Origin of the sequence: Streptomyces sp. NPDC057854 (assembly GCF_042797055.1) — a bacterium.
Classification (GTDB): Bacteria; Actinomycetota; Actinomycetes; order Streptomycetales; family Streptomycetaceae; genus Streptomyces.
This window is the reverse complement of sequence record NZ_JBHVMF010000015.1, coordinates 20,401-44,109: the sequence shown is the minus strand read 5'-3', so window position 1 is coordinate 44,109 and position 23,709 is coordinate 20,401. Positions and strand designations below refer to the sequence as shown.

At 73.3% G+C, this 23,709-nt stretch carries 24 protein-coding genes; 16 read left to right on the top strand and 8 right to left on the bottom strand.

Features of this window, described 5'->3' with window-relative positions; genetic code table 11:
* Positions 1–6 precede the first annotated feature (6 nt).
* Together ACFVQZ_RS21765 and ACFVQZ_RS21760 are read left to right on the top strand one after the other, a co-directional pair.
* A complete protein-coding gene (locus ACFVQZ_RS21765) occupies positions 7–1,209 on the top strand; it encodes a sensor histidine kinase (RefSeq protein ID WP_030497852.1) in 1,203 nt (400 codons plus the stop codon).
* A 38-nt stretch (positions 1,210–1,247) separates the two neighbouring features.
* Positions 1,248–1,922, top strand: a complete 675-nt coding sequence (locus ACFVQZ_RS21760; RefSeq protein ID WP_030497851.1) for a response regulator transcription factor — start codon at positions 1,248–1,250, stop codon at positions 1,920–1,922.
* 18 nt (positions 1,923–1,940) lie between these two features.
* Here ACFVQZ_RS21760 and ACFVQZ_RS21755 read toward each other — a convergent pair whose 3' ends face one another.
* Positions 1,941–3,026 (bottom strand): DUF5937 family protein, encoded by a 1,086-nt coding sequence (locus ACFVQZ_RS21755; RefSeq protein WP_030497850.1) that lies wholly within the window; start codon positions 3,024–3,026, stop codon positions 1,941–1,943.
* 106 nt (positions 3,027–3,132) lie between these two features.
* Between ACFVQZ_RS21755 and ACFVQZ_RS21750 the strand changes: the two genes are divergently transcribed.
* Complete coding sequence (locus ACFVQZ_RS21750) at positions 3,133–3,354, top strand: hypothetical protein (protein WP_383625012.1); 222 nt, start codon at positions 3,133–3,135, stop codon at positions 3,352–3,354.
* A 115-nt stretch (positions 3,355–3,469) separates the two neighbouring features.
* Here the strand turns inward: ACFVQZ_RS21750 and ACFVQZ_RS21745 are convergent, their stop codons facing one another.
* On the bottom strand, positions 3,470–4,681 hold the full coding sequence (locus ACFVQZ_RS21745; RefSeq protein WP_081959644.1) for a beta-eliminating lyase-related protein: 1,212 nt from the start codon (positions 4,679–4,681) through the stop codon (positions 3,470–3,472).
* Positions 4,682–4,817: 136 nt separating this feature from the next.
* Here ACFVQZ_RS21745 and ACFVQZ_RS21740 point away from each other — a divergent pair, with 136 nt between their 5' ends.
* From ACFVQZ_RS21740 to ACFVQZ_RS21695, 10 genes are all read left to right on the top strand, one after another.
* The gene (locus ACFVQZ_RS21740; protein WP_383625008.1) at positions 4,818–5,777 is read left to right on the top strand and encodes a Rossmann-like and DUF2520 domain-containing protein; all 960 of its coding nucleotides are present in this window, start codon (positions 4,818–4,820) and stop codon (positions 5,775–5,777) included.
* The gene (panC, locus tag ACFVQZ_RS21735) at positions 5,774–6,835 is read left to right on the top strand and encodes a pantoate--beta-alanine ligase (protein WP_383625005.1); all 1,062 of its coding nucleotides are present in this window, start codon (positions 5,774–5,776) and stop codon (positions 6,833–6,835) included. Before ACFVQZ_RS21740 ends, panC begins: the two co-directional genes overlap by 4 nt.
* A complete protein-coding gene (locus tag ACFVQZ_RS21730; protein ID WP_383625002.1) occupies positions 6,832–8,523 on the top strand; it encodes an L-aspartate oxidase in 1,692 nt (563 codons plus the stop codon). Before panC ends, ACFVQZ_RS21730 begins: the two co-directional genes overlap by 4 nt.
* A complete protein-coding gene (gene nadC, locus ACFVQZ_RS21725) occupies positions 8,520–9,536 on the top strand; it encodes a carboxylating nicotinate-nucleotide diphosphorylase (protein ID WP_383624999.1) in 1,017 nt (338 codons plus the stop codon). Before ACFVQZ_RS21730 ends, nadC begins: the two co-directional genes overlap by 4 nt.
* The gene (locus tag ACFVQZ_RS21720; protein ID WP_383624996.1) at positions 9,536–10,342 is read left to right on the top strand and encodes a type III pantothenate kinase; all 807 of its coding nucleotides are present in this window, start codon (positions 9,536–9,538) and stop codon (positions 10,340–10,342) included. The genes nadC and ACFVQZ_RS21720 overlap by 1 nt, the downstream gene beginning before the upstream one ends.
* Before the next feature lie 163 nt (positions 10,343–10,505).
* A complete protein-coding gene (locus ACFVQZ_RS21715; protein WP_383625270.1) occupies positions 10,506–11,078 on the top strand; it encodes a hypothetical protein in 573 nt (190 codons plus the stop codon).
* A 13-nt stretch (positions 11,079–11,091) separates the two neighbouring features.
* Positions 11,092–11,268 (top strand): hypothetical protein, encoded by a 177-nt coding sequence (locus tag ACFVQZ_RS21710; RefSeq protein ID WP_030497841.1) that lies wholly within the window; start codon positions 11,092–11,094, stop codon positions 11,266–11,268.
* 121 nt (positions 11,269–11,389) lie between these two features.
* Positions 11,390–11,800, top strand: coding sequence for a BlaI/MecI/CopY family transcriptional regulator (locus ACFVQZ_RS21705; protein ID WP_030497840.1), 411 nt, complete (start codon positions 11,390–11,392; stop codon positions 11,798–11,800).
* Positions 11,801–11,815: 15 nt separating this feature from the next.
* Positions 11,816–12,325, top strand: coding sequence for an amino-acid N-acetyltransferase (locus ACFVQZ_RS21700; protein WP_030497839.1), 510 nt, complete (start codon positions 11,816–11,818; stop codon positions 12,323–12,325).
* A 212-nt stretch (positions 12,326–12,537) separates the two neighbouring features.
* Positions 12,538–12,873 carry an Lsr2 family protein gene (locus ACFVQZ_RS21695; RefSeq protein ID WP_030497838.1) on the top strand — a complete coding sequence of 112 codons (336 nt, stop codon included), beginning with the start codon at positions 12,538–12,540 and terminating at the stop codon, positions 12,871–12,873.
* Here the strand turns inward: ACFVQZ_RS21695 and ACFVQZ_RS21690 are convergent.
* A complete protein-coding gene (locus ACFVQZ_RS21690; RefSeq protein WP_030497837.1) occupies positions 12,852–13,451 on the bottom strand; it encodes an SCO3374 family protein in 600 nt (199 codons plus the stop codon). The two genes, ACFVQZ_RS21695 and ACFVQZ_RS21690, sit on opposite strands and share 22 nt — an antisense overlap.
* 473 nt (positions 13,452–13,924) lie before the next feature.
* On the opposite strand from ACFVQZ_RS21690, the gene ACFVQZ_RS21685 reads away from it, so the two are divergent.
* The gene (locus tag ACFVQZ_RS21685; RefSeq protein ID WP_030497836.1) at positions 13,925–16,447 is read left to right on the top strand and encodes an ATP-dependent Clp protease ATP-binding subunit; all 2,523 of its coding nucleotides are present in this window, start codon (positions 13,925–13,927) and stop codon (positions 16,445–16,447) included.
* Positions 16,448–17,087: 640 nt separating this feature from the next.
* Positions 17,088–17,828: a M23 family metallopeptidase gene (locus tag ACFVQZ_RS21680; protein WP_383624989.1), complete on the top strand. Its 741-nt coding sequence runs from the start codon at positions 17,088–17,090 to the stop codon at positions 17,826–17,828.
* A gap of 12 nt (positions 17,829–17,840) precedes the next feature.
* Here ACFVQZ_RS21680 and ACFVQZ_RS21675 read toward each other — a convergent pair whose 3' ends face one another.
* Positions 17,841–18,392 carry a TetR/AcrR family transcriptional regulator gene (locus tag ACFVQZ_RS21675; RefSeq protein WP_030497834.1) on the bottom strand — a complete coding sequence of 184 codons (552 nt, stop codon included), beginning with the start codon at positions 18,390–18,392 and terminating at the stop codon, positions 17,841–17,843.
* Between the two features lie 104 nt (positions 18,393–18,496).
* On the opposite strand from ACFVQZ_RS21675, the gene ACFVQZ_RS21670 reads away from it, so the two are divergent.
* Positions 18,497–20,074, top strand: coding sequence for an MDR family MFS transporter (locus ACFVQZ_RS21670; RefSeq protein WP_383624986.1), 1,578 nt, complete (start codon positions 18,497–18,499; stop codon positions 20,072–20,074).
* Positions 20,075–20,146: 72 nt separating this feature from the next.
* On the opposite strand, the gene cseC is transcribed toward ACFVQZ_RS21670, so the two are convergent.
* Genes cseC through ACFVQZ_RS21650 form a run of 4 tightly spaced genes read right to left on the bottom strand, consistent with a single transcriptional unit; the run spans position 20,147 to position 23,606 of the window.
* Positions 20,147–21,463 carry a two-component system sensor histidine kinase CseC gene (gene cseC / locus ACFVQZ_RS21665; RefSeq protein WP_030497832.1) on the bottom strand — a complete coding sequence of 439 codons (1,317 nt, stop codon included), beginning with the start codon at positions 21,461–21,463 and terminating at the stop codon, positions 20,147–20,149.
* A 3-nt stretch (positions 21,464–21,466) separates the two neighbouring features.
* Complete coding sequence (gene cseB / locus ACFVQZ_RS21660) at positions 21,467–22,177, bottom strand: two-component system response regulator CseB (protein ID WP_383624982.1); 711 nt, start codon at positions 22,175–22,177, stop codon at positions 21,467–21,469.
* 47 nt (positions 22,178–22,224) lie between these two features.
* Positions 22,225–23,022, bottom strand: a complete 798-nt coding sequence (locus ACFVQZ_RS21655) for a hypothetical protein (RefSeq protein ID WP_383624980.1) — start codon at positions 23,020–23,022, stop codon at positions 22,225–22,227.
* Positions 23,010–23,606: a SigE family RNA polymerase sigma factor gene (locus tag ACFVQZ_RS21650; protein ID WP_030497829.1), complete on the bottom strand. Its 597-nt coding sequence runs from the start codon at positions 23,604–23,606 to the stop codon at positions 23,010–23,012. Before ACFVQZ_RS21650 ends, ACFVQZ_RS21655 begins: the two co-directional genes overlap by 13 nt.
* Positions 23,607–23,709 lie beyond the last annotated feature (103 nt).

Genomic DNA, 23,709 nt, shown 5'->3' with positions numbered 1-23,709 from the left:
GGTTACGTGCAGCGCCTCTACGACTTCCTCCGCAGTCACCCGACGGGCGTCGACGTCTTCTGGGCCGTCGCCCTCCTCGGGCTCTCCGCGCTGTGGATCGGGTCGACGGCCCCGGCCTACGACCACGCCCCCGGCTACGCGGTGGTCGCCGTCCTCTTCTCGCTGGTCGTCGCCCTGCGCCGGAAGGCGCCCGAGCGGATGCTCCTGCTGGCCGTCGCCCTCGGCGTCGCCCAGCTGGTCCTCGACCTGGAGACGTTCATGGCGGACTTCGCCATGCTCGTCATCATCTTCACCGTGGCCGCCCACGACGGCCCCCGCTGGGCGTCCCGGCTCGCCCTCGTCGGCGGACTGTGCGCGGCCCCGCTCTCCCAGCTGCGCTGGCCGCTGGAGGAGACCGTCTCGGTGCCCGCCCGGGTCTTCTTCACGGTGATCATGGCCGTGCCGTTCGCCCTCGCCTGGGTCCTCGGCGACTCGCTCCGCACCCGCCGCGCCTACTTCGCGCAGCTGGAGGAGAAGGCCGCCCGGCTGGAGCGCGAGCGGGAGGCCCAGGCCAAGGTCGCGGTCGCCGCCGAGCGGGCCCGGATCGCCCGCGAGCTCCACGACGTCGTCGCGCACAACGTCTCCGTGATGGTCGTGCAGGCCGACGGCGCCGCCTACGTCATGGACTCCTCCCCGGAGACCGCCAAACAGGCCCTGGAGACCATCTCCACCACCGGCCGGCAGGCGCTCGCCGAGATGCGCCGGCTCCTCGGCATCCTGCGCACCGGCGAACACCAGGAGGCGGGGGAGTACGTGCCGCAGCCCGACGTGGAGCAGATCGAGGAGCTGGTCGAGCAGGTCAGGGGTGCCGGCCTGGCCGTCGACCTCACCGTCGAGGGCACCCCCCGCGAGCTGCCCACCGGCGTCGGCCTGACCGCCTACCGGATCGTCCAGGAAGCCCTCACCAACACCCGCAAGCACGGCGGCCCCGACGCCGGCGCCAGCGTCCGGCTCGTCTACTTCGACGACGGCCTCGGCCTGCTCGTCGAGGACGACGGCCGCGGCGCGCCCCAGGAGCTGTACGAGGACGGCGGCGCGGACGGCGCCGGGCACGGCCTCATCGGCATGCGGGAGCGGGTCGGCATGGTGGGCGGCACCCTGGACGCGGGCCCGCGGCCGGGCGGCGGCTTCCGGATCAGTGCCCTGCTGCCGCTGAAGCCCGCACACTGAGAGCCCGAGCCCGTCCCCTCCCTCACCGAAGGAACCGCATGTCCATCCGCGTGATGCTCGTCGACGACCAGGTGCTGCTGCGCACCGGTTTCCGCATGGTGCTGGCCGCCCAGCCGGACATGGAGGTCGTGGCGGAGGCGGGCGACGGGGCGGAGGCCCTGGAGGTGCTGCGGGCCACCGCGGTGGACGTGGTGCTCATGGACGTCCGGATGCCGCGCCTCGACGGCGTGGAGGCCACCCGCCGGATCTGCGCCGCCCCGGACGCCCCGAAGGTGCTCATCCTGACCACCTTCGACCTCGACGAGTACGCCTTCTCCGGCCTGAAGGCGGGCGCGAGCGGCTTCATGCTGAAGGACGTGCCGCCGGCCGAGCTGCTGGCCGCGATCCGCTCGGTGCACAGCGGCGACGCCGTCGTCGCCCCGTCGACCACGCGCCGGCTGCTCGACCGCTTCTCCCCGATGCTGCCGTCCTCCGGCCGCGAGCCCGAGCACCCCGAGGTGGAGAAGCTGACCGAGCGCGAGCGGGAGGTCATGCTGCTCGTCGCCCAGGGCCTGTCCAACGGCGAGATCGCCGCCCGGCTGGTCCTCTCGGAGGCCACCGTCAAGACGCACGTGGGCCGCATCCTCACCAAGCTGGGCCTGCGCGACCGCGTCCAGGTCGTGGTCCTCGCGTACGAGACGGGGCTGGTCCGCGCGGGCGGCGGCAAGGGCTGAGCGGCGCCGGGCGGCGGCTCAGCGCAGCACCGACTCCAGGAAGTCGCTGCCCAGGCGGACGACGACCGAGAAGTCCAGCTGGTGCAGGACGTACCGGCCGCGGCGCCGGGTGGTCAGCAGGCCCGCCCTGCGGAGGACGGCGAGGTGCCGGGAGACCTCGGGGGCGGTGATGCCGTACGCGTCGGCGAGCTCGCTCGTCGAGTACGGGCCGCGCGCCAGGCTGCGGCACATCCGCATCCGCACCGGGTGGGCGAGCGCGTCCAGCCGCAGCTGCACGGTCTCCACCGTCTCCAGGCCGCCGACCTCGCGGCTCGCCGCCGGGTACATGATCACCGGCTGCCAGCCGGGCGAGTACACGGCGATCAGGTGCGGCCGGCCGAAGGCGCTCGGCACCAGGGTCAGGGCCCCGGTGCGGGCGTCGGCCCGCGCCTCCATCAGCTTGTCGACCACGATCCGGGTGCCGTCGCCGTCCTCCTCCAGGGTCAGCGCCCGGGACGCGTCCGCCAGCGCCTCGGCGAGCCCCTTGTGGCGCATCAGCTCCGTCTTGTGGCGGGCGTCGGCGGCGAGCTGCACCCGGATCCGGCGCCAGGCGTCGGCGAAGAACGCCTCGTCGCAGTCCTCCAGGAGCCGGCGGATCCACGCGCGCGTGGCGGTCGGCGCGGTGATCATCCGCTCGGCGAAGGCGGCCTGCCGCGGGCCGCGCGCGGCGGCCAGGTCCAGGGCCCGCCGCCGGGACTGCTCGTCGACCAGCGGGGACGGTATGTCGCCCCGGACGGACCGGGGGCTGCACGAGATCTCCAGGGCGGCGCGGACGAAGGTCTCGTCGTCCATGCGGTCGAGGTCGTCCAGCTCCTCGGCCAGGGTCTCGCGGGGCCGCGCGGGCAGCAGGAAGTCGGAGCGCGTCGACCGCCACATGAAGTCGGCCTCCAGGAGCCGGTCCGCGAGGCCCGGTTCGAGGGCGGCGGTGGTCGCGGTCGCCCACGCGTGGTGGCCGGGATGGTGGCCCGGCTCCGCCAGGACGTGGACGGCGCTGGCGAGTTCGGCCAGCGGCGAGGGGCAGAAGGAGATCCGCTCGGCCGGCACTCCGGTGATGTCGATGGTCACGCTCACGCCCCCATGGTGGGGGACGGACCGGGGCGCCCGTCGCGTCGATTGACGAGCGCCGTCAAACGACGGGCGGAGCGGGCCGGGACGGCTCCAGGGTGAGCGCATGGACGCGCTGCAGCAGCACCTCTTCGACAGCTATCGGGCCGCCCGGCGCGGCGAACCGGCCCCGCCCGCCCCCGGCACCCACGACCTGGCCGTGCTGCGCGAGCTCCGCGACCGGCGGCGCTTCGCGCGCGTGGTGGCCGGCCGGCCCGCGACCGGCCACCTCCGCGCGGCCCTGTCCCGGGCCGCGGCCCGCCTCGGCCTCCGCCGGGAAACCGGCTGAGGCCCGGCTCCGGGGCTCCCCGCGGACCTTGCCGCGCGCGTGAGGCGGGCCGGGGCCCGGGGCCTCCCCGCGAGCGGCAGACGAGGCCGGGACCCGGGGCCGGCCAGCGGCGCCCTCAGGCCCGGACCAGCGCCAGGAAGTCCCGTACCGCCCGCCTGACGTCGTCCGCCGTCCACTCCAGCCCCGGGCCGGCCACCGTCACCTCGGTGACCGCGACCCCCGGCGGGCCGCCCGCGCCCGGCGGCGACCAGCGGCGGAACAGGCAGGTCCCGGTCCGCTCGGTCAGCGCGAGCGACGCCGCCGTCAGGACGTCCGGCGGGTACGGCAGCCACACCTGGAACTGGTGGGTGTGCGGCGGCTCCGGATGGACCCGGAACCAGCCCGGACCGCCCTCCTCCGCCAGCGCCTCGCGCAGCGCGCCGGCCACCACGCGCGCGTGCGCCACGTACGACGGCAGCCGGGGCAGCTCGGTGTCCAGGCCCCGCAGCGCCGCGAGCGCCGCCGGGTACTGCTGGAAGACCTGGCCGCCGTACCGGTGGAGCCAGACGCGCGCCTCCGCCACCAGCTCCTCGGGTCCCGCGAGCGCCGCCCCGGACAGCCCGCCGAGGGACTTGTAGAACGACACGTACACGCTGTCCGCGAGCCCGGCGATCTCCGCGAGCGGCCGCCCGAGGTGCGGCGGGCACTCCCACAGCCGGGCGCCGTCGAAGTGGACGACCGCGTCCCGCTCCCGGGCCGCCCCGACGGTCGCGGCCAGCTCCTCCCAGGACGGCAGCACGAAGCCCGCGTCCCGCAGCGGCAGCTCCAGCATCAGCGTCCCGAAGGGCTCCGGGTGGTCCCGCACCTCGTCCGCCGTCGGCAGCCGGGGCGCGTCCGCCGGGTGGACCGTCCGCAGCCCCGAGACGGCCGCCAGGGCGCCGCCCTCGTGCACCTCCGGGTGGGCGAGCGGATGGAGCGCGACGACCGGGCTGCCGGTCCGCCCGGCCCAGCAGCGCAGCGCCACCTGCTGGGCCATGGTGCCGGTCGGGAAGAAGACGGCCGCCTCCATCCCCAGCTCCTCGGCGACCCGCCCCTCCAGGACCTCCACCAGGCCGTCGCCGTACACGTCGGGGAGCGCGTCCGCGAGGTCCGCCGCCTCCGTCCAGGCGGCGAGCTCGCGCAGCCGCCCGCCGACCGTGCCGTCCACGGACGGGCGCCACAGCGTGCGCGCGGCCCCGCCCCAGACCTGCGCCCGGTACCGCCGCGCCGCGGCCTCGCCGGGAGCCTCGCCGGTCACCTCTCCGGGCGTCTGGGGTGGCAGCTGTTCCGTATCCGTGGAGAGATCCATGGAGGGATCATCACACCGCCGCCGCGCCCCCGCCCAGGGTGCCGGGCAGCCGGGGGGAGGGACGAAACGCTGGCGTAGCATGGCCAGAAATCGTCCGGTACCCGCCGAGGACTGGAACGGAAGGCCCGTAACCACCGTGAACGCACCAGCAGCGCCAGAGCCCAGGGCCGAGGACCGGCCCGCCCGGCTCACCGTCGGAGTCGTCGGCGCCGGCCGCGTCGGCCCCGCCCTCGCCGCCTCCCTCCAGCTCGCCGGGCACCGCCCCGTCGCCGTCTCCGCGGTCTCCGACGCCTCCCGGCGCCGCGCCGCCGACCTGCTGCCGGACGTGCCGGTGGTGGAGCCCGCGCGGGTGCTCGCCCTCGCCGACCTCGTCCTGCTCACCGTCCCCGACGACGCCCTCCCGGGGCTCGTCGAGGGGCTCGCCGGCACCGGCGCGGTCCGGCCCGGGCAGCTGATCGTCCACACCTCGGGCCGGTACGGCGCCCGGGTCCTGGACCCGGCCCGCCGCGCGGGCGCCCTCCCGCTGGCCCTGCACCCCGCCATGACCTTCACCGGCACCGCCGTCGACGTGCAGCGGCTCGCCGGCTGCTCCTTCGGCGTGACCGCCCCCGAGGAGCTGCGGCTGGCCGCGGAGGCGCTGGTCATCGAGATGGGCGGGGAGCCCGAGTGGGTCGCCGAGGACGCCCGGCCGCTGTACCACGCGGCCCTCGCCCTCGGCGCGAACCACCTGGTCACCCTGGTCGCCCAGTCGATGGAGCTGCTGCGCACGGCCGGCGTCGCCGCGCCCGACCGGATGCTCGGCCCGCTCCTGGGCGCCGCGCTCGACAACGCGCTGCGGTCCGGCGACGCGGCCCTCACCGGCCCCGTCGCGCGCGGCGACGCCGGCACGGTCGCCGCCCACGTGGCCGAGCTCCGCAAGCACGCGCCCGGCACCGTCGCCGGCTACCTGGCGATGGCCCGCACCACCGCCGACCGGGCGCTCGCGCACGGCCTGCTCAAGCCGGAGCTGGCCCAGGACCTGCTGGGCGTCCTCGCCGCCGACGCCGGCGCCGAGACCACCGGCCCCGCCGACGGGCCCCGAGGAGACGACCGATGAGCCTGTTCGACCGGAAGAGCCCCGCGCCGGCGGAGCTGGTGCCCACCGTGGACGACCTGGAGTACGTGCGGTCCCACCACGGCGCCGACCCGGGGCGCAACGCCGTCGTCATGACCATGGGCGCCCTCCACGAGGGCCACGCCACTCTGATCCGGGCCGCCCGCGAGCGGGTCGGCAAGGACGGCTTCGTCGTCGTCACCGTCTTCGTCAACCCGCTCCAGTTCGGCGCCGGCGAGGACCTGGACCGCTATCCGCGCACCCTCGACGCCGACCTGGAGCTGGCCTCCGCCGCCGGCGCGAGCGCCGTCTTCGCGCCCTCCGCCGACGAGGTGTACCCCGGCGGGGAGCCGCAGGTCCGGATCACCGCCGGACCCATGGGCGACCGCCTGGAGGGCGCCTCCCGCCCCGGCCACTTCGACGGCGTCCTCACCGTCGTCGCCAAACTGCTCCACCTCACCCGGCCGGACCTGGCGTTCTTCGGTGAGAAGGACGCCCAGCAGCTCGCCGTCATCCGCCGCATGGTGACGGACCTGAACTTCCCGGTGGAGGTCGTCGGCGTCCCGACGGTCCGCGAGACCGACGGCCTCGCCCTGTCGAGCCGCAACCGCTACCTGTCGGCCCCCGAGCGGCGTACCGCCCTCGCCCTCTCCCGGGCGCTGTTCGCCGCCCGCGAGCGGCTGGCCGCGCAGGAGGCGCTGCACGCGCGCGCCGTCGCCCTGCCCGGCGCCCAGGTGCGGGCCGAGACCCGCGCCGAGGCGCTGTCCCGGCTCGGCGAGGCCCGGGCCGCCGCCGACACCCACGCGGTCGCGCAGGCCACCGAGGGCTGCGGGGCCGAGGCCGTACGGGCGGCGGCGCGCGCGGTCCTCGACGAGGCCGCGCAGGCGGAGCCGCCGCTGGTCCTCGACTACCTGGCCCTGATCGACCCCGCCGGCTTCACCGAGGTCGAGGACGGCCACCGGGGCGAGGCGATCCTCGCGGTCGCCGCGCGCGTGGGCTCCACCCGGCTGATCGACAACATCCCGCTGACCTTCGGACCCACCCAGGGAGCCGCCTCGTGACCGGAATACGGCTGCACGCCCCCGAGCCGGGCTGGGCCATCGACGCCGACGTGGTCGTCGTCGGCTCCGGCGTCGCCGGGCTGACGGCCGCCCTGCGCTGCACCGCCGCCGGACTCCGTACGGTCGTGGTCACCAAGGCCAACCTGGACGACGGCTCCACCCGCTGGGCCCAGGGCGGCATCGCCGCCGCGCTCGGCGAGGGCGACACCCCCGGCCAGCACCTCGACGACACCCTCGTCGCCGGTGCCGGGCTGTGCGACGAGCCGGCCGTCCGGCTCCTGGTCACCGAGGGCCCGGACGCCGTCCGCCGCCTGATGGCCACCGGCGCCGACTTCGACCGCACCGACGACGGCGAGATCGCCCTCACCCGCGAGGGCGGCCACCACCGCCGCCGGATCGCCCACGCGGGCGGCGACGCGACCGGCGCCGAGATCTCCCGCGCCCTGGTCGAGGCCATCCGCGCGCGGGGGGTCCGCACCATCGAGCACGCGCTCGTCCTCGACCTCCTCAAGGACGACGAGGGCCGCACGGCCGGTGTCACCCTGCACGTCATGGGCGAGGGCCAGCACGACGGCGTCGGAGCCGTCCACGCGCCCGCCGTGGTCCTCGCCACGGGCGGCATGGGCCAGGTCTTCTCCGCCACCACCAACCCGTCGGTCTCCACCGGCGACGGCGTCGCCCTCGCGCTGCGCGCCGGGGCCGAGGTCTCCGACCTGGAGTTCGTCCAGTTCCACCCGACCGTCCTGTTCCTCGGCGCCGGAGCCGAGGGCCAGCAGCCGCTGGTCTCCGAGGCGGTCCGCGGCGAGGGCGCGCACCTGGTCGACGCGGACGGCGTCCGCTTCATGCTCGGGCAGCACGAGCTGGCCGAGCTGGCGCCCCGGGACATCGTCGCCAAGGCGATCACCCGCCGCATGGCGCAGCAGGGCGCCGAGCACATGTACCTGGACGCCCGGCACTTCGGCGCCGACATGTGGGAGCACCGCTTCCCGACGATCCTGGCGGCCTGCCGGGCGCACGGCATCGACCCGGTCACCGACCCGATCCCGGTCGCCCCGGCCGCGCACTACGCCTCCGGCGGCGTCCGCACCGACCTGCGCGGGCGCACCACCGTCCCCGGCCTGTACGCGTGCGGCGAGGTCGCCTGCACGGGCGTGCACGGCGCCAACCGGCTGGCCTCGAACTCGCTCCTGGAGGGCCTGGTCTTCGCCGAGCGGATCGCCGCGGACATCGCCGAGCACGGCCCGCACCGCACCGGCGCCCCCCACGCGGAGCCGCCGGCCACGGTGCTGGCGCTGCTCGCGCCCGAGGTCCGCCGGGACATCCAGCGGATCATGACCAGGAACGCGGGCGTGCTGCGCTCGGCGGCGTCCCTGACGGCCGCCGCCGACGCCCTCGAGGCGCTCCGGCAGGACGCCGAGGAGGAGCGCAAGGCCGCCGAGCCGGGCGTCGACGCGTGGGAGACCACCAACCTGCTGTGCGTGGCCCGAGTCCTGGCCGCGTCCGCCCTGGCGCGCGAGGAGACCCGCGGCTGCCACTGGCGCGAGGACCGCCCGGACCGGGACGACGAGCGGTGGCGCCGCCACCTGGTCGTCCGCCTCACGCCCGACCGCCGGCCGGTGGTGCGCACCACCGAGACCGCTGACTTTCCGCCCGTAACCCCCGAAGCACCCAGGGAGCCGCAGCCGTGAGCACGCCCGAGGAAGCCCGTCCCGAGCCCGTGGACGTCCCTCTCATCCAGATCAGCGCCTCCGGGGAGTCCGGCGGCGGCTGCGGCGACGGCTGCGGCTGCGGCGACGCCGAGGAGTACGAGTGCGGGCTCGACCCGGCGCTCGCCCAGCTGCTCGCGGACGCCGGCCTGGACCCGGTGCAGGTCGAGGACGTCGCGCACCTGGCGATCGCCGAGGACCTGGACGGCGGCGTGGACGTGACGACCGTGGCGACCGTCCCCGAGGACGCGGTGGCGACGGCCGACTTCGTGGCCCGCGAGGCCGGTGTGGTCGCCGGTCTGCGGGTGGCGGAGGCGGTCCTGTCGATCGTCTGCACCGAGGAGTTCGAGGTCGAGCGGCACCGCGAGGACGGCGAGCGCGTCGAGCCCGGCGACCTGCTGCTCAGCGTCACCGCCCGCACCCGCGACCTGCTCACCGGCGAGCGCAGCGCGCTGAACATCCTGTGCCGTCTCTCCGGCATCGCCACCGCCACGCGCGCGTGGGCGGACGCCCTGGAGGGCACCAAGGCGAAGGTCCGCGACACCCGCAAGACGACGCCGGGCCTGCGCGCGCTGGAGAAGTACGCGGTCCGCTGCGGCGGCGGCGTCAACCACCGGATGTCGCTGTCGGACGCGGCGCTGGTGAAGGACAACCACGTGGTGGCGGCCGGCGGGGTCGCCGAGGCGTTCCAGGCCGTCCGGGAGGCGTTCCCGGAGGTGCCGATCGAGGTCGAGGTCGACACGATGCACCAGGTCCGCGAGGTGCTGGACGCGGGCGCCGACCTGATCCTGCTGGACAACTTCACCCCGGACGAGACCGAGGAGGCCGTCGCCCTGGTGGCCGGCCGCGCGGTCCTGGAGTCGTCCGGCCGCCTCACCCTGGAGAACGCGGCGGCGTACGCGGCGACCGGCGTGGACTACCTGGCGGTCGGCGGCCTCACGCACTCCTCGCCGATCCTCGACATCGGCCTGGACCTGCGCGAGGTGCGCGGCTGATGCTGCTCACCATCAACGTCGGCAACACGCACACGGTCCTCGGGCTCTTCGACGGCGAGGAGATCGTCGAGCACTGGCGGATCTCCACCGATCCCACCCGGACCGCCGACGAGATGGCGGTCCTGCTCCAGGGCCTGATGGGCACGCACCCGCTGCTCGGCGCCGAGCTGAGCGACGGCATCGAGGGGATCGCGATCTGCGCGACGGTCCCCTCGGTGCTGCACGAGCTGCGCGAGGTGACCCGCCGCTACTACGGGGACGTGCCGGCGGTCCTGGTGGGGCCGGGCGTGAAGACGGGCGTGCCGATCCTCACGGACAACCCGAAGGAGGTCGGCTCGGACCGGGTCGTCAACGCGGTCGCGGCGGCGGCGCTCTACGGCGGGCCGGCGATCGTGGTGGACTTCGGGACGGCGACGACGTACGAGGCGGTCACCGCGCGCGGGGAGTACGCGGGCGGTGCGATCGCCCCGGGCATCGAGATCTCGGTCGAGGCGCTGGGCGTGAAGGGCGCGATGCTGCGCAGGGTCGAGCTGGTCCGGCCGCGCAGCGTGATCGGGAAGAACACGGTGGAGGCGATGCAGTCCGGCATCGTCTTCGGCTACGTGGGCCAGGTCGACGGGATGGTCGCGCGGATGCGGCGCGAGCTGGTGGGGCCGGACGGCGACCCGTCGGACGTCACGGTGATCGCCACCGGCGGTCTCGCGCCGGTGATCCTGCCGGACTCCCGGGAGATCGACGAGCACGAGCCGTGGCTGACCCTGATCGGCCTGCGCCTGGTCTACGAGCGCAACGCCGCCCGCATGTGACCGCCGGGGCCGTCGCGGACCGCGACGGCCCACGCGCGCGTGGGGCGGGAATCCGCAGGTGGCGGGGGTCCGGAGCCGACGCGCCGGATGATCGCTAAGCGAAATTTGTCCGATTAGCGCGTATCGTCGGCCCATGCCCACGCCATACGGATCCCGCGGCGGCATGGCGTTCAGCGCGGACGAGCTGCGTGTGCTCCGCCGTGCCCTCGCCAACGCCCTGCACCCCGCCCCCCTCACGGACGAGGACGTCCGCGACGCCCTCCGCCTGGCCGCTTCCGTGGACGAGGCCGTGCGCGAGGCCGGCCGGCTGCGCGCCTTCCTCCTCGACGACCTCGCCCGCTACCGCGAGGCCCTGCCCGGCTCGCTCGCCGGCTACCTGGAACTCCTGGACGACGCCCTGGCCGCCGGGTACGACCCCGGCGCCGACGACCTCGCCGCCCTGCGCGCCCTGCGCGGCAACCCGGCCGCCGCCCGGATGCTCACCCGCTGCCAGGTCCTCGCCGAGCGCTCCGTACGGGCCCGGCTCGCCCGCGTCTCGCAGGCCACCGCCACCCCGGCCGCCGCCTCCCGGGCCCGGCTGCTCGCCCTGCCCGGCGGGCGCGCCGCCGAGGAGCCCCGGCCCAAGCCGCCGACCCCGACGCCGGCCGAGCGCCCGGTGCCCAAGCCGTCCGAGGTCTTCCCGCCGCGCCGGCGCCCGGTGCCGCCGCCCCCGCCCGAGGAACGGGTCGCGGGCTAGCTAGGCTGGTCGCATGGACTACGTCTCCGCGCTTCTGCCCCCCGTCGTGATGGCCGCGTTCTTCATCGCGCTGATCGTCGTGATCGTCAAGAGCCAGGGCGGCCCGAACAAGGCCAAGGAGGACGCGGCCGTCGACGCCGCCCTCGCCCGCGCCGAGGCCGCCCGCCAGGCGGACGCCACCGACGCGTAGCAGCGGCGGACCCCGAGGGGGCGCACGACCGCCCGGCGGTCGGCGCCCCTTTTGTCGCATTCTGGCGGAATTTCGCCCCTCAATAACCGCTCTTTCCGGTTCCTCCCACTAGGGTGAACCTGTGCCCCGTCCCCTGGGAGAACTCGAAGACGCCGTCATGACGCGCGTCTGGCAATGGAACCGCCCGGTCACCGTCCGGGAAGTCCTGGAAGACCTCCAGCAGGAACGCTCCATCGCCTACACCACCGTCATGACCGTCATGGACAATCTCCATCAGAAGGGCTGGGTGCGCAGGGAAGTCGAAGGCCGCGCCTATCGATATACGGCGGTCTCCACCCGCGCCGCCTACTCGGCCGCACTGATGAACGAAGCCTGGGCGCAGAGCGACAACCCCGCCGCCGCCCTGGTCGCGTTCTTCGGGATGATGTCGCAGGAACAGCGCGAGTCCCTGAACGACGCCATCCGCATCGTCCAGCGCGACAACCCGCTTCCCGCGCCCGAGGAGGGCGGCGGAGAACCCACGGCCCCCTAGCGGTACCGTCCCCCCATGTCGAATGCCGTCACCGTACGCCGCGCCCGCACCTCCGATGTCGCCGCCGTGCGGCGCCTGGTCGATCCGTACGCGCGCCGCGGCATCCTCCTCGACAAGGCCACGGTGACGTTTTACGAGGCCATCCAGGAGTTCTGGGTCGCGGAACGCGACGAGGACGCCGAGGTCGTCGGAGTCGGCGCCCTGCACGTCATGTGGGAAGACCTCGCGGAAGTCCGCACGCTCGCCGTCGATCCCCGGCTGAAGGGCGCCGGCATCGGCCATCAGCTGCTCACCAAGTTGTTGCAGACCGCACGCTGGCTCGGTGTCCGCAGGGTTTTCTGTCTGACCTTCGAAGTCGACTTCTTCGCGAAGCACGGCTTCGTCGAGATCGGCGAGACCCCGGTCGACCAAGATGTCTACGCCGAGCTCCTCCGTTCCTATGACGAGGGCGTCGCCGAGTTCCTCGGTCTCGAACGGGTGAAGCCGAACACCTTGGGCAACAGCCGCATGCTTCTGCACCTCTGACCGGGAAGCCCGGCGGAAGCCGGAGGGAACCCGGGGAGGAACCCGGGGGGAACCCCGGGAGGAACGCCGGAGGAACCCGGGGAGGAGCCCTATGTCCGAATCGCGCACGTTTCCCGCGTTGCCGGGCTTCTGAACCTCTGCCAGGGGTTTGTATTTTTCCGGGAAAAGCGGTTTCCTTTCCGCGTACTGCATTTTCGATGAAAGGAAATCCGGTGGCACAGAAGGTTCAGGTCCTTCTTGTCGACGACCTCGACGGCGTCGAGGCGGACGAGACCGTGACGTTCGCGCTGGACGGCAAGACCTACGAGATCGACCTCACCACCGCCAACGCGGAAAAGCTCCGTGGCCTGCTCGAGCCGTACACCACGAACGGGCGTCGCACCGGCGGCCGCACCACCACGGGCCGCGGCAAGAGCCGCGTCGCCGCCTCCGGCAGCCAGGACACGGCGAAGATCCGCGCCTGGGCCAAGGAGAACGGCATGGAGGTCAACGACCGCGGCCGCGTCCCCGCCCACGTCAAGGCGGCCTACGAGGACGCGAACCGCTGAGGCGTCCCCCGCTGAGCCACCGCCGGCCCGCCGGCCCGGGCGCTCAGCAGCCGCAGCCGATGGCACTCCACCGCGGCCGCGGCGACCAGGCGCGTCAGACACGGGGCCTCCGCACGGCCCCACGGCCCGGACCTCGGCGCCGGCAGCGAGGACTCGACCTCGCGCCCCGGCTCGGGGGCCCGCAGCCACACGGCGGCGGCCGGCGCGCCGGAGCCACCCCGCCCCGGAGGCGGGGGAGCGGTCATCCGGCCGTCGGCGCCCAGCGCCACGAGATCCAGTGAGATCCCGCCCCACTCCAGCCATTCCAGCAGGCCGGGCAGGTCCTCCGCGCTCCCCGCGGCCACCAGGAACCGCATCCGGCGCCCCCTCAGCGCCACCGGCCCGGTGCCCGCGCCGACCCGGCGCAGCACCCCCCGGCCGGCCGCCGCGGGCAGCTCCAGCACGTCGAAGCGGAGCCCCGTCACCAGCTGCACCGGCGGGCCCGGCACCGTGGCCCAGCCGAGCTCCCGCTCGTACCAGAGCGCGAGCGCCCGTCCGCCGTCGAGCGGCGAGCGGGGAGGCGGGACGGTGAGGGCCATGCCCGGGGAACTCCCGGGGAGCCGGGTTGGTTACGGCCCCCGGCACCGCCGGTGACGTAACGTTCCGGTCCGGGGACCCGAGGTGTCCGGTAATGGGGCGTACGCGTGCATTCGACGGCGCAACTGTGTTCGCTGGTAGCGGAGGGACCCCGGGTGCGCCGCATGGACTGTCGGACCCTACGGGTAAGACATTCCTAGTGGAGAGGGGTGACTCGTCCGGCCGGGCCGTCTCACGTTCGCCATCGGCGTACTCAAGGCGGGGGTAACTGCTTGGCCTGCGGGAACATCGTCTCGCACCATCGAGTTGGAGCATTTGTCGGCTGTTCGGCAGCGGGACACCCCAGGGACAAGGGGGTGATCCGGACGGATGTCGGCAGTTGGAATGAGCGGTCCCCGCTTGCGGGACTAAGCTGCGGAAGGACAGGGAGGGGATCGACCCCTAACTGACTGACCGCTCTGAGGAGCGATTAACGATGTTCGAGAGGTTCACCGACCGCGCGCGGCGGGTTGTCGTCCTGGCTCAGGAAGAAGCCCGGATGCTCAACCACAACTACATCGGCACCGAGCACATCCTTCTGGGCCTTATCCACGAGGGTGAGGGTGTCGCCGCTAAGGCCCTGGAGAGCCTCGGGATTTCGCTCGAGGCGGTCCGCCAGCAGGTGGAGGAGATCATCGGCCAGGGCCAGCAGGCCCCGTCCGGGCACATCCCCTTCACCCCTCGTGCCAAGAAGGTCCTGGAGCTGTCGCTCCGCGAGGCCCTCCAGCTCGGCCACAACTACATCGGCACCGAGCACATCCTGCTCGGCCTGATCCGCGAGGGCGAGGGCGTCGCCGCCCAGGTCCTCGTGAAGCTGGGTGCCGACCTCAACCGGGTGCGGCAGCAGGTCATCCAGCTGCTCTCCGGCTACCAGGGCAAGGAAGCCGCCACCGCCGGCGGTCCTGCCGAGGGCACCCCCTCGACGTCCCTGGTCCTCGACCAGTTCGGCCGCAACCTCACCCAGGCGGCCCGCGAGTCCAAGCTCGACCCGGTCATCGGGCGCGAGAAGGAGATCGAGCGGGTCATGCAGGTGCTGTCCCGCCGCACCAAGAACAACCCGGTCCTCATCGGCGAGCCCGGCGTCGGCAAGACCGCCGTCGTCGAGGGCCTGGCGCAGGCGATCGTCAAGGGCGAGGTGCCCGAGACCCTCAAGGACAAGCACCTCTACACCCTGGACCTCGGCGCGCTGGTCGCCGGCTCCCGCTACCGCGGTGACTTCGAGGAGCGCCTGAAGAAGGTCCTCAAGGAGATCCGCACCCGCGGCGACATCATCCTGTTCATCGACGAGCTCCACACCCTCGTGGGTGCGGGCGCCGCCGAGGGCGCGATCGACGCCGCCAGCATCCTCAAGCCGATGCTGGCCCGCGGTGAGCTCCAGACCATCGGCGCCACCACGCTCGACGAGTACCGCAAGTACCTGGAGAAGGACGCCGCGCTGGAGCGCCGCTTCCAGCCCATCCAGGTCGCGGAGCCGTCGCTGCCGCACACCATCGAGATCCTCAAGGGTCTGCGCGACCGGTACGAGGCGCACCACCGCGTCTCCATCACCGACGAGGCCCTCGTCCAGGCCGCGACGCTGGCCGACCGGTACATCTCCGACCGCTTCCTCCCGGACAAGGCGATCGACCTGATCGACGAGGCCGGCTCCCGGATGCGCATCCGCCGGATGACCGCGCCGCCGGACCTCCGCGAGTTCGACGAGAAGATCGCCGGCGTCCGCCGCGACAAGGAGTCCGCGATCGACTCGCAGGACTTCGAGAAGGCCGCGTCCCTGCGCGACAAGGAGAAGCAGCTCCTCGCCGCCAAGGCCAAGCGGGAGAAGGAGTGGAAGGCCGGCGACATGGACGTCGTCGCCGAGGTCGACGGCGACCTGATCGCCGAGGTCCTCGCGACCGCCACCGGCATCCCGGTCTTCAAGCTGACCGAGGAGGAGTCCTCGCGTCTGCTCCGCATGGAGGACGAGCTCCACAAGCGCGTCATCGGCCAGAAGGACGCCGTCATCGGCCTCTCGCGCGCCATCCGGCGTACGCGGGCCGGTCTGAAGGACCCGAAGCGCCCCGGCGGCTCGTTCATCTTCGCCGGTCCGTCCGGTGTCGGTAAGACCGAGCTTTCCAAGGCGCTCGCCGAATTCCTCTTCGGCGACGAGGACGCGATGATCTCCCTCGACATGTCGGAGTTCAGCGAGAAGCACACGGTTTCCCGCCTCTTCGGTTCGCCGCCCGGATACGTCGGCTACGAAGAGGGCGGCCAGCTCACCGAGAAGGTGCGCCGCAAGCCGTTCTCCGTCGTCCTCTTCGACGAGGTCGAGAAGGCCCACCCCGATATCTTCAATTCCCTGCTCCAGATCCTGGAGGACGGTCGCCTGACCGACTCCCAGGGCCGGGTCGTGGACTTCAAGAACACGGTCATCATCATGACGACCAACCTCGGGACCAGGGACATCTCGAAGGGCTTCAACCTGGGCTTCGCGGCCCAGGGCGACACGAAGTCCAACTACGAGCGGATGAAGGCGAAGGTCAGCGAGGAGCTGAAGCAGCACTTCCGCCCCGAGTTCCTCAACCGTGTGGACGACGTCATCGTCTTCCCGCAGCTGACGCAGGAGGACATCCTCCAGATCGTCGACCTGATGATCGGCCGCGTGGACGAGCGCCTGAAGGACCGGGACATGGGCATCGAGCTCTCCCAGTCCGCCAAGGAGCTCCTGGCGAAGAAGGGCTACGACCCGGTCCTGGGCGCCCGCCCGCTCCGCCGGACGATCCAGCGCGAGATCGAGGACACCCTCTCCGAGAAGATCCTCTTCGGCGACCTCCGCCCCGGCCACATCGTGGTCGTGGACACGGAGGGCGAGGGCGAGGAGCGGAAGTTCACCTTCCGCGGCGAGGAGAAGGCGGCCCTCCCGGACGCCCCGCCGGTCGCGGCGGGCGAGACGGGCGGCCCGAACCTCTCCAAGGACGCGTGACGCACGCGCCGAGCGCGTAGCGGCTCAGCAGGGGCGGCCCCGGAACCACACGGTTCCGGGGCCGCCCCTTTCGCACTGCCGGGGCACAGACCCCGGCAGGCCCGCGCAGGCGCCGGCGGAGACCCGGGTCCGGCCCCGGCCGGGCGTTCCCGAGCCGGTCCCGGGGCGCCTCCGGTGGCTCTCACGGCCCGCCGCAGCCGGGGCTCCGGACGGCGTTCCGGGTGCTCCGGTTGCGTGACGCAGGTCCCAATGGCAGGGGGTGCGCGGTGACAAGGCGCACAGGGGTTTTCGGGGGTACTAGACGGAGTCGTAGGCCGGCGGGGGGATGAATCCGGACGTTCAGGGGTCAACCATCGGGACCTAGGTCCCGAGTGGGCTGAATCGGGCGCCGCGCCGTCTTTCGGGCCTTTCGGGGCCCCGGCGACATGCGGTTAAACCCGGAAGTGTGGGTTGATATGTCCGATTTCGCGGACGGGGCCCTACGGTGTCAAGGGTCGTATTCCAGGAGAGATCGCTACGACCTGATGTCGTAGATGGGGTGTTTTGGGATGACCTGGGTGGCGGGTTACCAAGGAACGGCCAGCCCGGCGCAACGCACCGATCGCGTCGGGTCCCGTTCTGTCCGGAGGTCTTCCCCCGTATGTCGAAGCGCGTCATGAACCCCGCCGTCCGTGCCACCGCCGTCGCCCTCGCCACCGCCGGCCTGGGAGCGTCGCTGGTGGCCGGAGCCGGGTCCGCCTTCGCCGCCGAGAGCAAGGCCGCCCCGGTCGCCGGTACCGCGGCCGCCGCTGTCGAGGCGCAGGCCGCCGCCCAGGCCAAGGCCGCTCAGCTCAAGGCCGCCGCCCAGGCGAAGGCCGCCAAGGCCAAGGCCGCCAAGGCCAAGGCCGCCAAGGCCAAGGCCGCTCAGGTGAAGGCCGCCGCCGCGAAGGCCGCCGCCAAGCCGGCCGCCGCGAAGAAGGCCAAGGGCTGGGTCAAGCCGGTCACCCGCTACACCCTCACCGCCAGCTACAACCAGGGCGGCGCCATGTGGTCCCACAAGCACTCCGGCCAGGACTTCGCCGTCCCGGTCGGCACCCCGGTCAAGGCCGCGGGCTCCGGCACCGTCGTGAAGGCCGGCCCGAACGGCGGCGGCGACGGCCCCGCGTACGGCAACGCGATCGTGGTCCGGCACGCCAACGGCACGTACTCCCAGTACGCCCACCTGTCGAAGATCAAGGTCCACCTCGGCCAGAAGGTCGTCGCCGGCCAGCGGATCGCCCTCTCGGGCAACACCGGGAACTCCTCCGGCCCGCACCTGCACTTCGAGATCCGCACGACCCCGAACTACGGCTCCGCCGTCAACCCGGCCGCGTTCCTGCGGACCCACGGCGTGACCATCTGACGCGGACGCGTCTCAGGCCCGGTGGGCCTGCTCCATCAGATCGAGGGCGACCTCCAGGACGGCTTCCCGCCGCTCCTGGGGGTCGCCCTCGTCCTGCATGAAGAACGTGCCCGCGTGCAGCGTGAAGATGGAGCTCATGGCCCGGACCCGGTCCTTCATCGGCGCCTCGGGCTGCTCGATGAGCTCGTACAGCGCGAGCAGCCGCTCCTTGAAGGTGAGGCCGATGCTGAGCTCGCGGACGGTCGCCTGGTTCTCGTGCATGAAGCGGAACAGCGGGGCCGCGGCCAGCAGGCAGACCTGGTAGCGGCGCAGGATCTCCCGCTTGGTCTCCAGGGTGCGCGGCTGGTCGGCGGCCCAGGCGAGCAGTTCGTCCATCGGGCGCGTCAGATCCTGGAAGATCCCGATGATGATGTCTTCCTTGGTCTTGAAGTGGTAGTACAGCGCGGCCTTGGTGACGTCGAGGCGTTCCGCGATCTCCCGCAGCGAGGTCTTCTCGTAGCCCTGCTCGGCGAAGAGTTCGAGGGCCACGTCCTGGATGCGCTGCCGGGTGTTGCCTCGGGCCATGGCTGTTCACTCCCACTTTCCACAAAACTTACTTGACGACCGGCAAGTGACGCGCCTACCGTCCCCAGTGTAGTAACTAGCCGGGCGGCAAGTAAGGGACGGTCATGACGGACACCGCAGCAGCGAAACAGGGGCAGGGAGAGCAGAAACCGCAGCGCAGCGTGCGGGTCGTCCTCCTCGCCCTGATGATCGCGATGCTCCTCGCGATGCTGGACAACATGATCATCGGCACCGCGATGCCGACGATCGTCGGCGAGCTGGGCGGGCTCGAGCACCTCTCCTGGGTCGTCACCGCCTACACTCTCGCCACGGCCGCCTCCACCCCCCTCTGGGGCAAGCTCGGCGACATGTACGGCCGCAAGGGCGTCTTCCTCACCTCGATCGTGATCTTCCTGATCGGCTCGGCGCTCAGCGGCATGGCCCAGGACATGGGCCAGCTCATCGCCTTCCGTGCCGTCCAGGGCCTCGGCGCCGGCGGTCTCATGGTCGGCGTGATGGCGATCATCGGCGATCTGATCCCGCCCCGGGAGCGGGGCAGGTACCAGGGCATGATGGCCGGCGTGATGGCCCTCGCCATGATCGGCGGGCCGCTGGTCGGCGGCACCATCACCGACCACTGGGGCTGGCGCTGGTCCTTCTACATCAACCTGCCGCTGGGCGCCGTCGCCCTCGCCATGGTCACCGCCGTCCTCCACCTGCCGAAGAAGCGGCGGGCGGCCGGCACCCCGATCGACTTCGCCGGCGCCGCGCTGCTGACCGTCGGCATCACCGCGATCGTCCTCGTCACCACGTGGGGCGGCACGGAGTACGCCTGGGGCTCGGCCACCATCGTCGGCCTCGCGGTCACCGGCGCCGCCGCCCTCGCCGCCTTCCTGTACGTGGAGACCCGCGCGAGCGACCCGATCGTGCCGCTGCACATCTTCCGCAGCCGCAACTTCACGCTCATGTCGCTGATCGGCTTCATCACCGGCTTCGTCATGTTCGGCGCGGTCCTCTACCTGCCGATCTTCCAGCAGTCCGTGCAGGGCGCCTCGGCCACCAACTCCGGCCTGCTGCTCCTGCCGATGCTGATGGCGATGATGGTCGTCTCGCTGGTCGTCGGCCGGGTCACCACCAGCACCGGCCGGTACAAGGCCTTCCCGCTGGCGGGCGGCGCCCTGATGACCGCCGGCCTGTTCCTGCTCTCCACGATGGACACCGGCACGACCCGGCTGGTCTCGGGGCTCTACATGGCGCTGCTCGGCGCCGGCATGGGCTTCCTGATGCAGATCACCATGCTCGTCGCGCAGAACAGCGTCGAGATGAAGGACATGGGCGTGGCCTCCAGCTCCACCACCCTCTTCCGGACCCTCGGCTCCTCGTTCGGCGTCGCCGTCATGGGCGCGCTCTTCACCGGCCGGGTCCAGGACGAGATGGCCGCGGGCGGCGGCGGCGCCGTCACCGAGCGGACCGCCCAGCTCGACGCGGCGAGCCTGGCGAAGCTGCCGGAGGCGCTGCGCGAGGCGTACCAGCACGCGGTCGCCGTCGGCACCCACTCCGCCTTCCTCGTCGGTGCGGCGGTCGCCGTGATCGGCTTCGTCCTCGCCTTCTTCGTCAAGGAGGTCGCACTGCGCGGCGCCGGCCCGGCGCCCGCGGAGAAGCCGGCCGGCGAGGACACGCCGAAGGTCGCCGAGACCGTCTAGCGGCAGCGCACGCGCGTGGGGCCGGGTTTTACGGCCGTAAAGCCCGGCCCCACGCGCGCGTCCCCCCCGGGCCTACTCCGGCAGCCGCAGGATCGGGAAGCTGCCCGTGTTCGTCGGCGCGTGGTCCGGCAGCCACAGCACCGCCACGGCCCCGCCGACCCCCTCCGGTGCCGCCTCGGAGGCCACGTTCCGGAAGGTCAGCCGGGCGCCGAGGACCCGCGCCTGGCCGGCCGCGATGGTCAGGCCCAGACCGTGGCCCTGCCCCGCGCGGTCGCTCGTGCCCGTACGGAAGCGGCTCGGGCCGTCGCGGAGCAGGGCCTCCGGGAAACCGGGGCCGTGGTCCCGCACGCGTACCACCCGGCCCTCCACGGTGACCTCCACCGGGCCCTTGCCGTGCTTGGCGGCGTTGGCCAGCAGATTGCCGAGGATCCGCTCCAGGCGGCGCGGGTCCGTCGACACCCAGGACTCGTGCACCACCCGGACCTCCGCGTCCGGGAACACCGACCGCACCCGGCGCTCCACGAACTCGCCCAGCGCGATCTCCTGGAGCTCGGCCCGCTCCGACGCCCCGTCGAGCCGGGCCACCTCCAGGACGTCCTCGACCAGCGTCCGCATCGCCTGCGCCCGGTCCCGCACCAGCTCGGTCGGCCGGCCCGGGGGCAGCAGCTCGGCGGCCGTGAGCAGCCCGGTCACCGGGGTGCGCAGCTCGTGCGCGATGTCCGCGGTGACCCGCCGCTCGGCCTCGATCCGCTCGTGGAGGGCGTCGGTGAGCGAGTCGATCGCCCACGCCAGGTCGTCGGTCTCGTCCCGTACGACTCCGCCGACGGCGTCCCGGACCCGCACGTCGCCGTTGCCCTGGGCGACCCGCCCGGCCGCCGCGGCGGCCTTCCGCAGCCGCCGGGACAGCTGCCCGCCGACGAGGATGCCGAGCGCGCAGCCGCCGAACACCACCGACACCGAGCCGATGACCAGCGCCCGGTCCAGGTCCTTCATGATCGTGGCGCTGCGGTCGGCGAACGGGATGTGCAGCGACAGCACGTCGCCGTTGGCGAGCGGCACCGCCGCCCACACGTCCGGCGGCCCGCCGTGCCGGTGCTCCTGCACGTACGTGCCCCGCCGCTGGTCGCGCATCAGCTGGTCGAGCTGGTCCGGGAGCGCCGGGTCGTTGAGCTTGGCGCCGAAGCGCGGCTCCTTCGGCTTGGAGGTCTCGTACAGGCGCTGGGCGAAGAGCAGCCGCTCCATCTGCACCTCGCGCGCGTTGTCCAGCATCGAGATGCGGGCGGCGTTGTGCACGACGACGCTGAGGGTGACCGCGATCAGCGCGCCGACCGCCGCGATGGCCAGGGCGATCTTCCAGCGGACGCCGGTGCGGAGCGGGAGCGCTCTCACCGATCAGCCCCGGAGCTTGTAGCCGAAGCCGCGGACCGTCTCGATCCGGTCCTGGCCGATCTTGGCCCGCAGCCGCTGCACGTGCACGTCGACGACGCGGGTGTCCCCGTCCCAGCCGTAGTCCCAGACCCGCTCCAGGAGCTTGTCGCGGGAGAGCACGGTGTTCGGCGCGGACGAGAACTCCAGCAGCAGCCGCATCTCGGTCGGCGTCAGCGCCACCGGCTCGCCGCCCCGCCGCACCTCCATGCCCTCGGTGTCGACCACCAGGTCCCCGTGGCCGAAGACCAGCGGCCCGCCGTCCCCGGCGTGCTCCGCCGCCCCGTCGCTCGCCCCGTTCCCGGCCGCGTGGCCGAACCGGCGCAGCACGGCCCGGATGCGGGCCATCAGCACGGCCCCGTCGAAGGGCTTCGTCACGTAGTCGTCGGCGCCTGCCTCCAGACCGAGGACGACGTCGATGGAGTCGGCGCGCGCCGACAGCATGATCACCGGGACGGTCGACTCGTCGCGGATGCGGCGGCAGAGGCTGACGCCGTCCATCCCGGGCAGCATCACGTCGAGCAGCGCGATGTCCGGGCGGTGGGCGCGGAACGCGTCGAGGCCGGACAGCCCGTCCGGCATCGCGGTGACGCGGAAGCCGTCCCGCTCCAGGGCGAGCTGGGTGGCCTCGCGGATGACGTCGTCGTCCTCGACGAACAGGACATGGGTCTCGGCCATCGTGCGGGGGTCCTTCGGTGGGGGTGGGGGGCGGGGGAGGGGCGGGATCAGCCGGAGGCGGAAGGTTCCGGCACCGGTTCCGGCTGCTCGGCCGTCCCGTCGCCCTCGCCGACGGCCCGGCTGTAGTCGTTGTGCACCCAGTCGTGCTGGGTGAACCGGTTCCCCGACCAGCGGTACGTGATCACGTCCTCGCCCGACGGGTACGCGACCGGGTCGTCCTCCGCGTACACCTGCTTCGTCACGATGAGGTCGCCGCGGTCGATCGTGCCGTAGACCGCCGCGTCCTCGGCCATGAAGACGTTCTCGTAGCCGTCGGCGGTGGCCGTGCCGGAGTCGGTGCTCCCGCCGGACCGCTTGCGGTAGACGTAGGTGCCGATCCCGACCGCGTCCCCGCAGGTCATCACGTTGACGACGACGTCGGGCGCGCTGCCGTCCGTGAGATTGCCGTACGACGAGTCCACCGGGTACGCGTCGGCCACGCACGGCTTCAGGTCGGCCTTCACCCGCGCGCCGAGCTTCGGATCGCCCTTGAGCAGCGCGATCGGGTCCACCCGCTCGGCCGCCTTCGCCGCGTCCGCGTCCGACGAGGCCGGCGGGGTCGGGGCGGCGGCGGCCGTCGCCTCGGCGCGCGCCGCGCCCTCGTCGCGCGACCCGGTGCCGCCCGTCGAGCACGAGGCCACGAACAGCCCGAGGGCGGCGAGCCCGGCCATCGCCGTGACACCCGCCGCCTTCGTACCGGCCCCCCGGGGCACTCCGCCCCGGGCTCCGGCTCCCGTCCCGACGCCTCCGCCGGCGCGGTCGCCGGTTCTGCCGTCGCCGACTTCGCCGTCGTCTAGGCCGCGCACCGCTCGCGCCCTCCCTCATCGCCTCGTACGGCCGCCGCAGCCGGCCGCTGTCCTCCGGTCCGCTCCACGGGCCGCCCCAGGGCGAGGGCGTTCAGGTCCCGGCTCTCCAGCTCCTGGCGGAGCCGGGCGAGCGCGCGGTGGAGCGTCGACTTCACGGTACCGGTCGACATGCCGAGTGCCGCGGCCGTCTCCTCGGTGCTCATCTGCTCCCAGTGCCGCAGCACCACGACGCTGCGCTGCTTCGGCGCCAGCACCCGCAGGATGTCCATCAGCAGGGCCCGGTCGGCGTGCTGCTCGGTCGGGTCCTCGACGCTCGCGTCCGGAAGCTGCTCGGTGGGCACCTCCTCCAGCCGGCGCGCCCGCCACCACTCCGTCCGCGTGTTGATCATGACCCGGCGCAGGTACGCGTCGGCCAGCGACTTGTCCGCGATCCCGTCCCACCGGCCGTACGTGCGGACCAGGGCGGTCTGCAGCAGGTCCTGCGCGTCGACCGGGTCAGGGACGAGCCGGCGGGCACTGCGCAGCAGCGCGTCCTGCCGCGTGCGGACGTACTCCTCGAAGTCGAGCACCTCGCCCTGGCTCATACCCGCCGCCTCCACATCCCCGTGACCTGCTTGTTCTCCGTGTCGAGGACGACGCTACGGAGCGGTTGTCACGGGGGTGTGCGGGGCAGCCGTCGGTGGACGC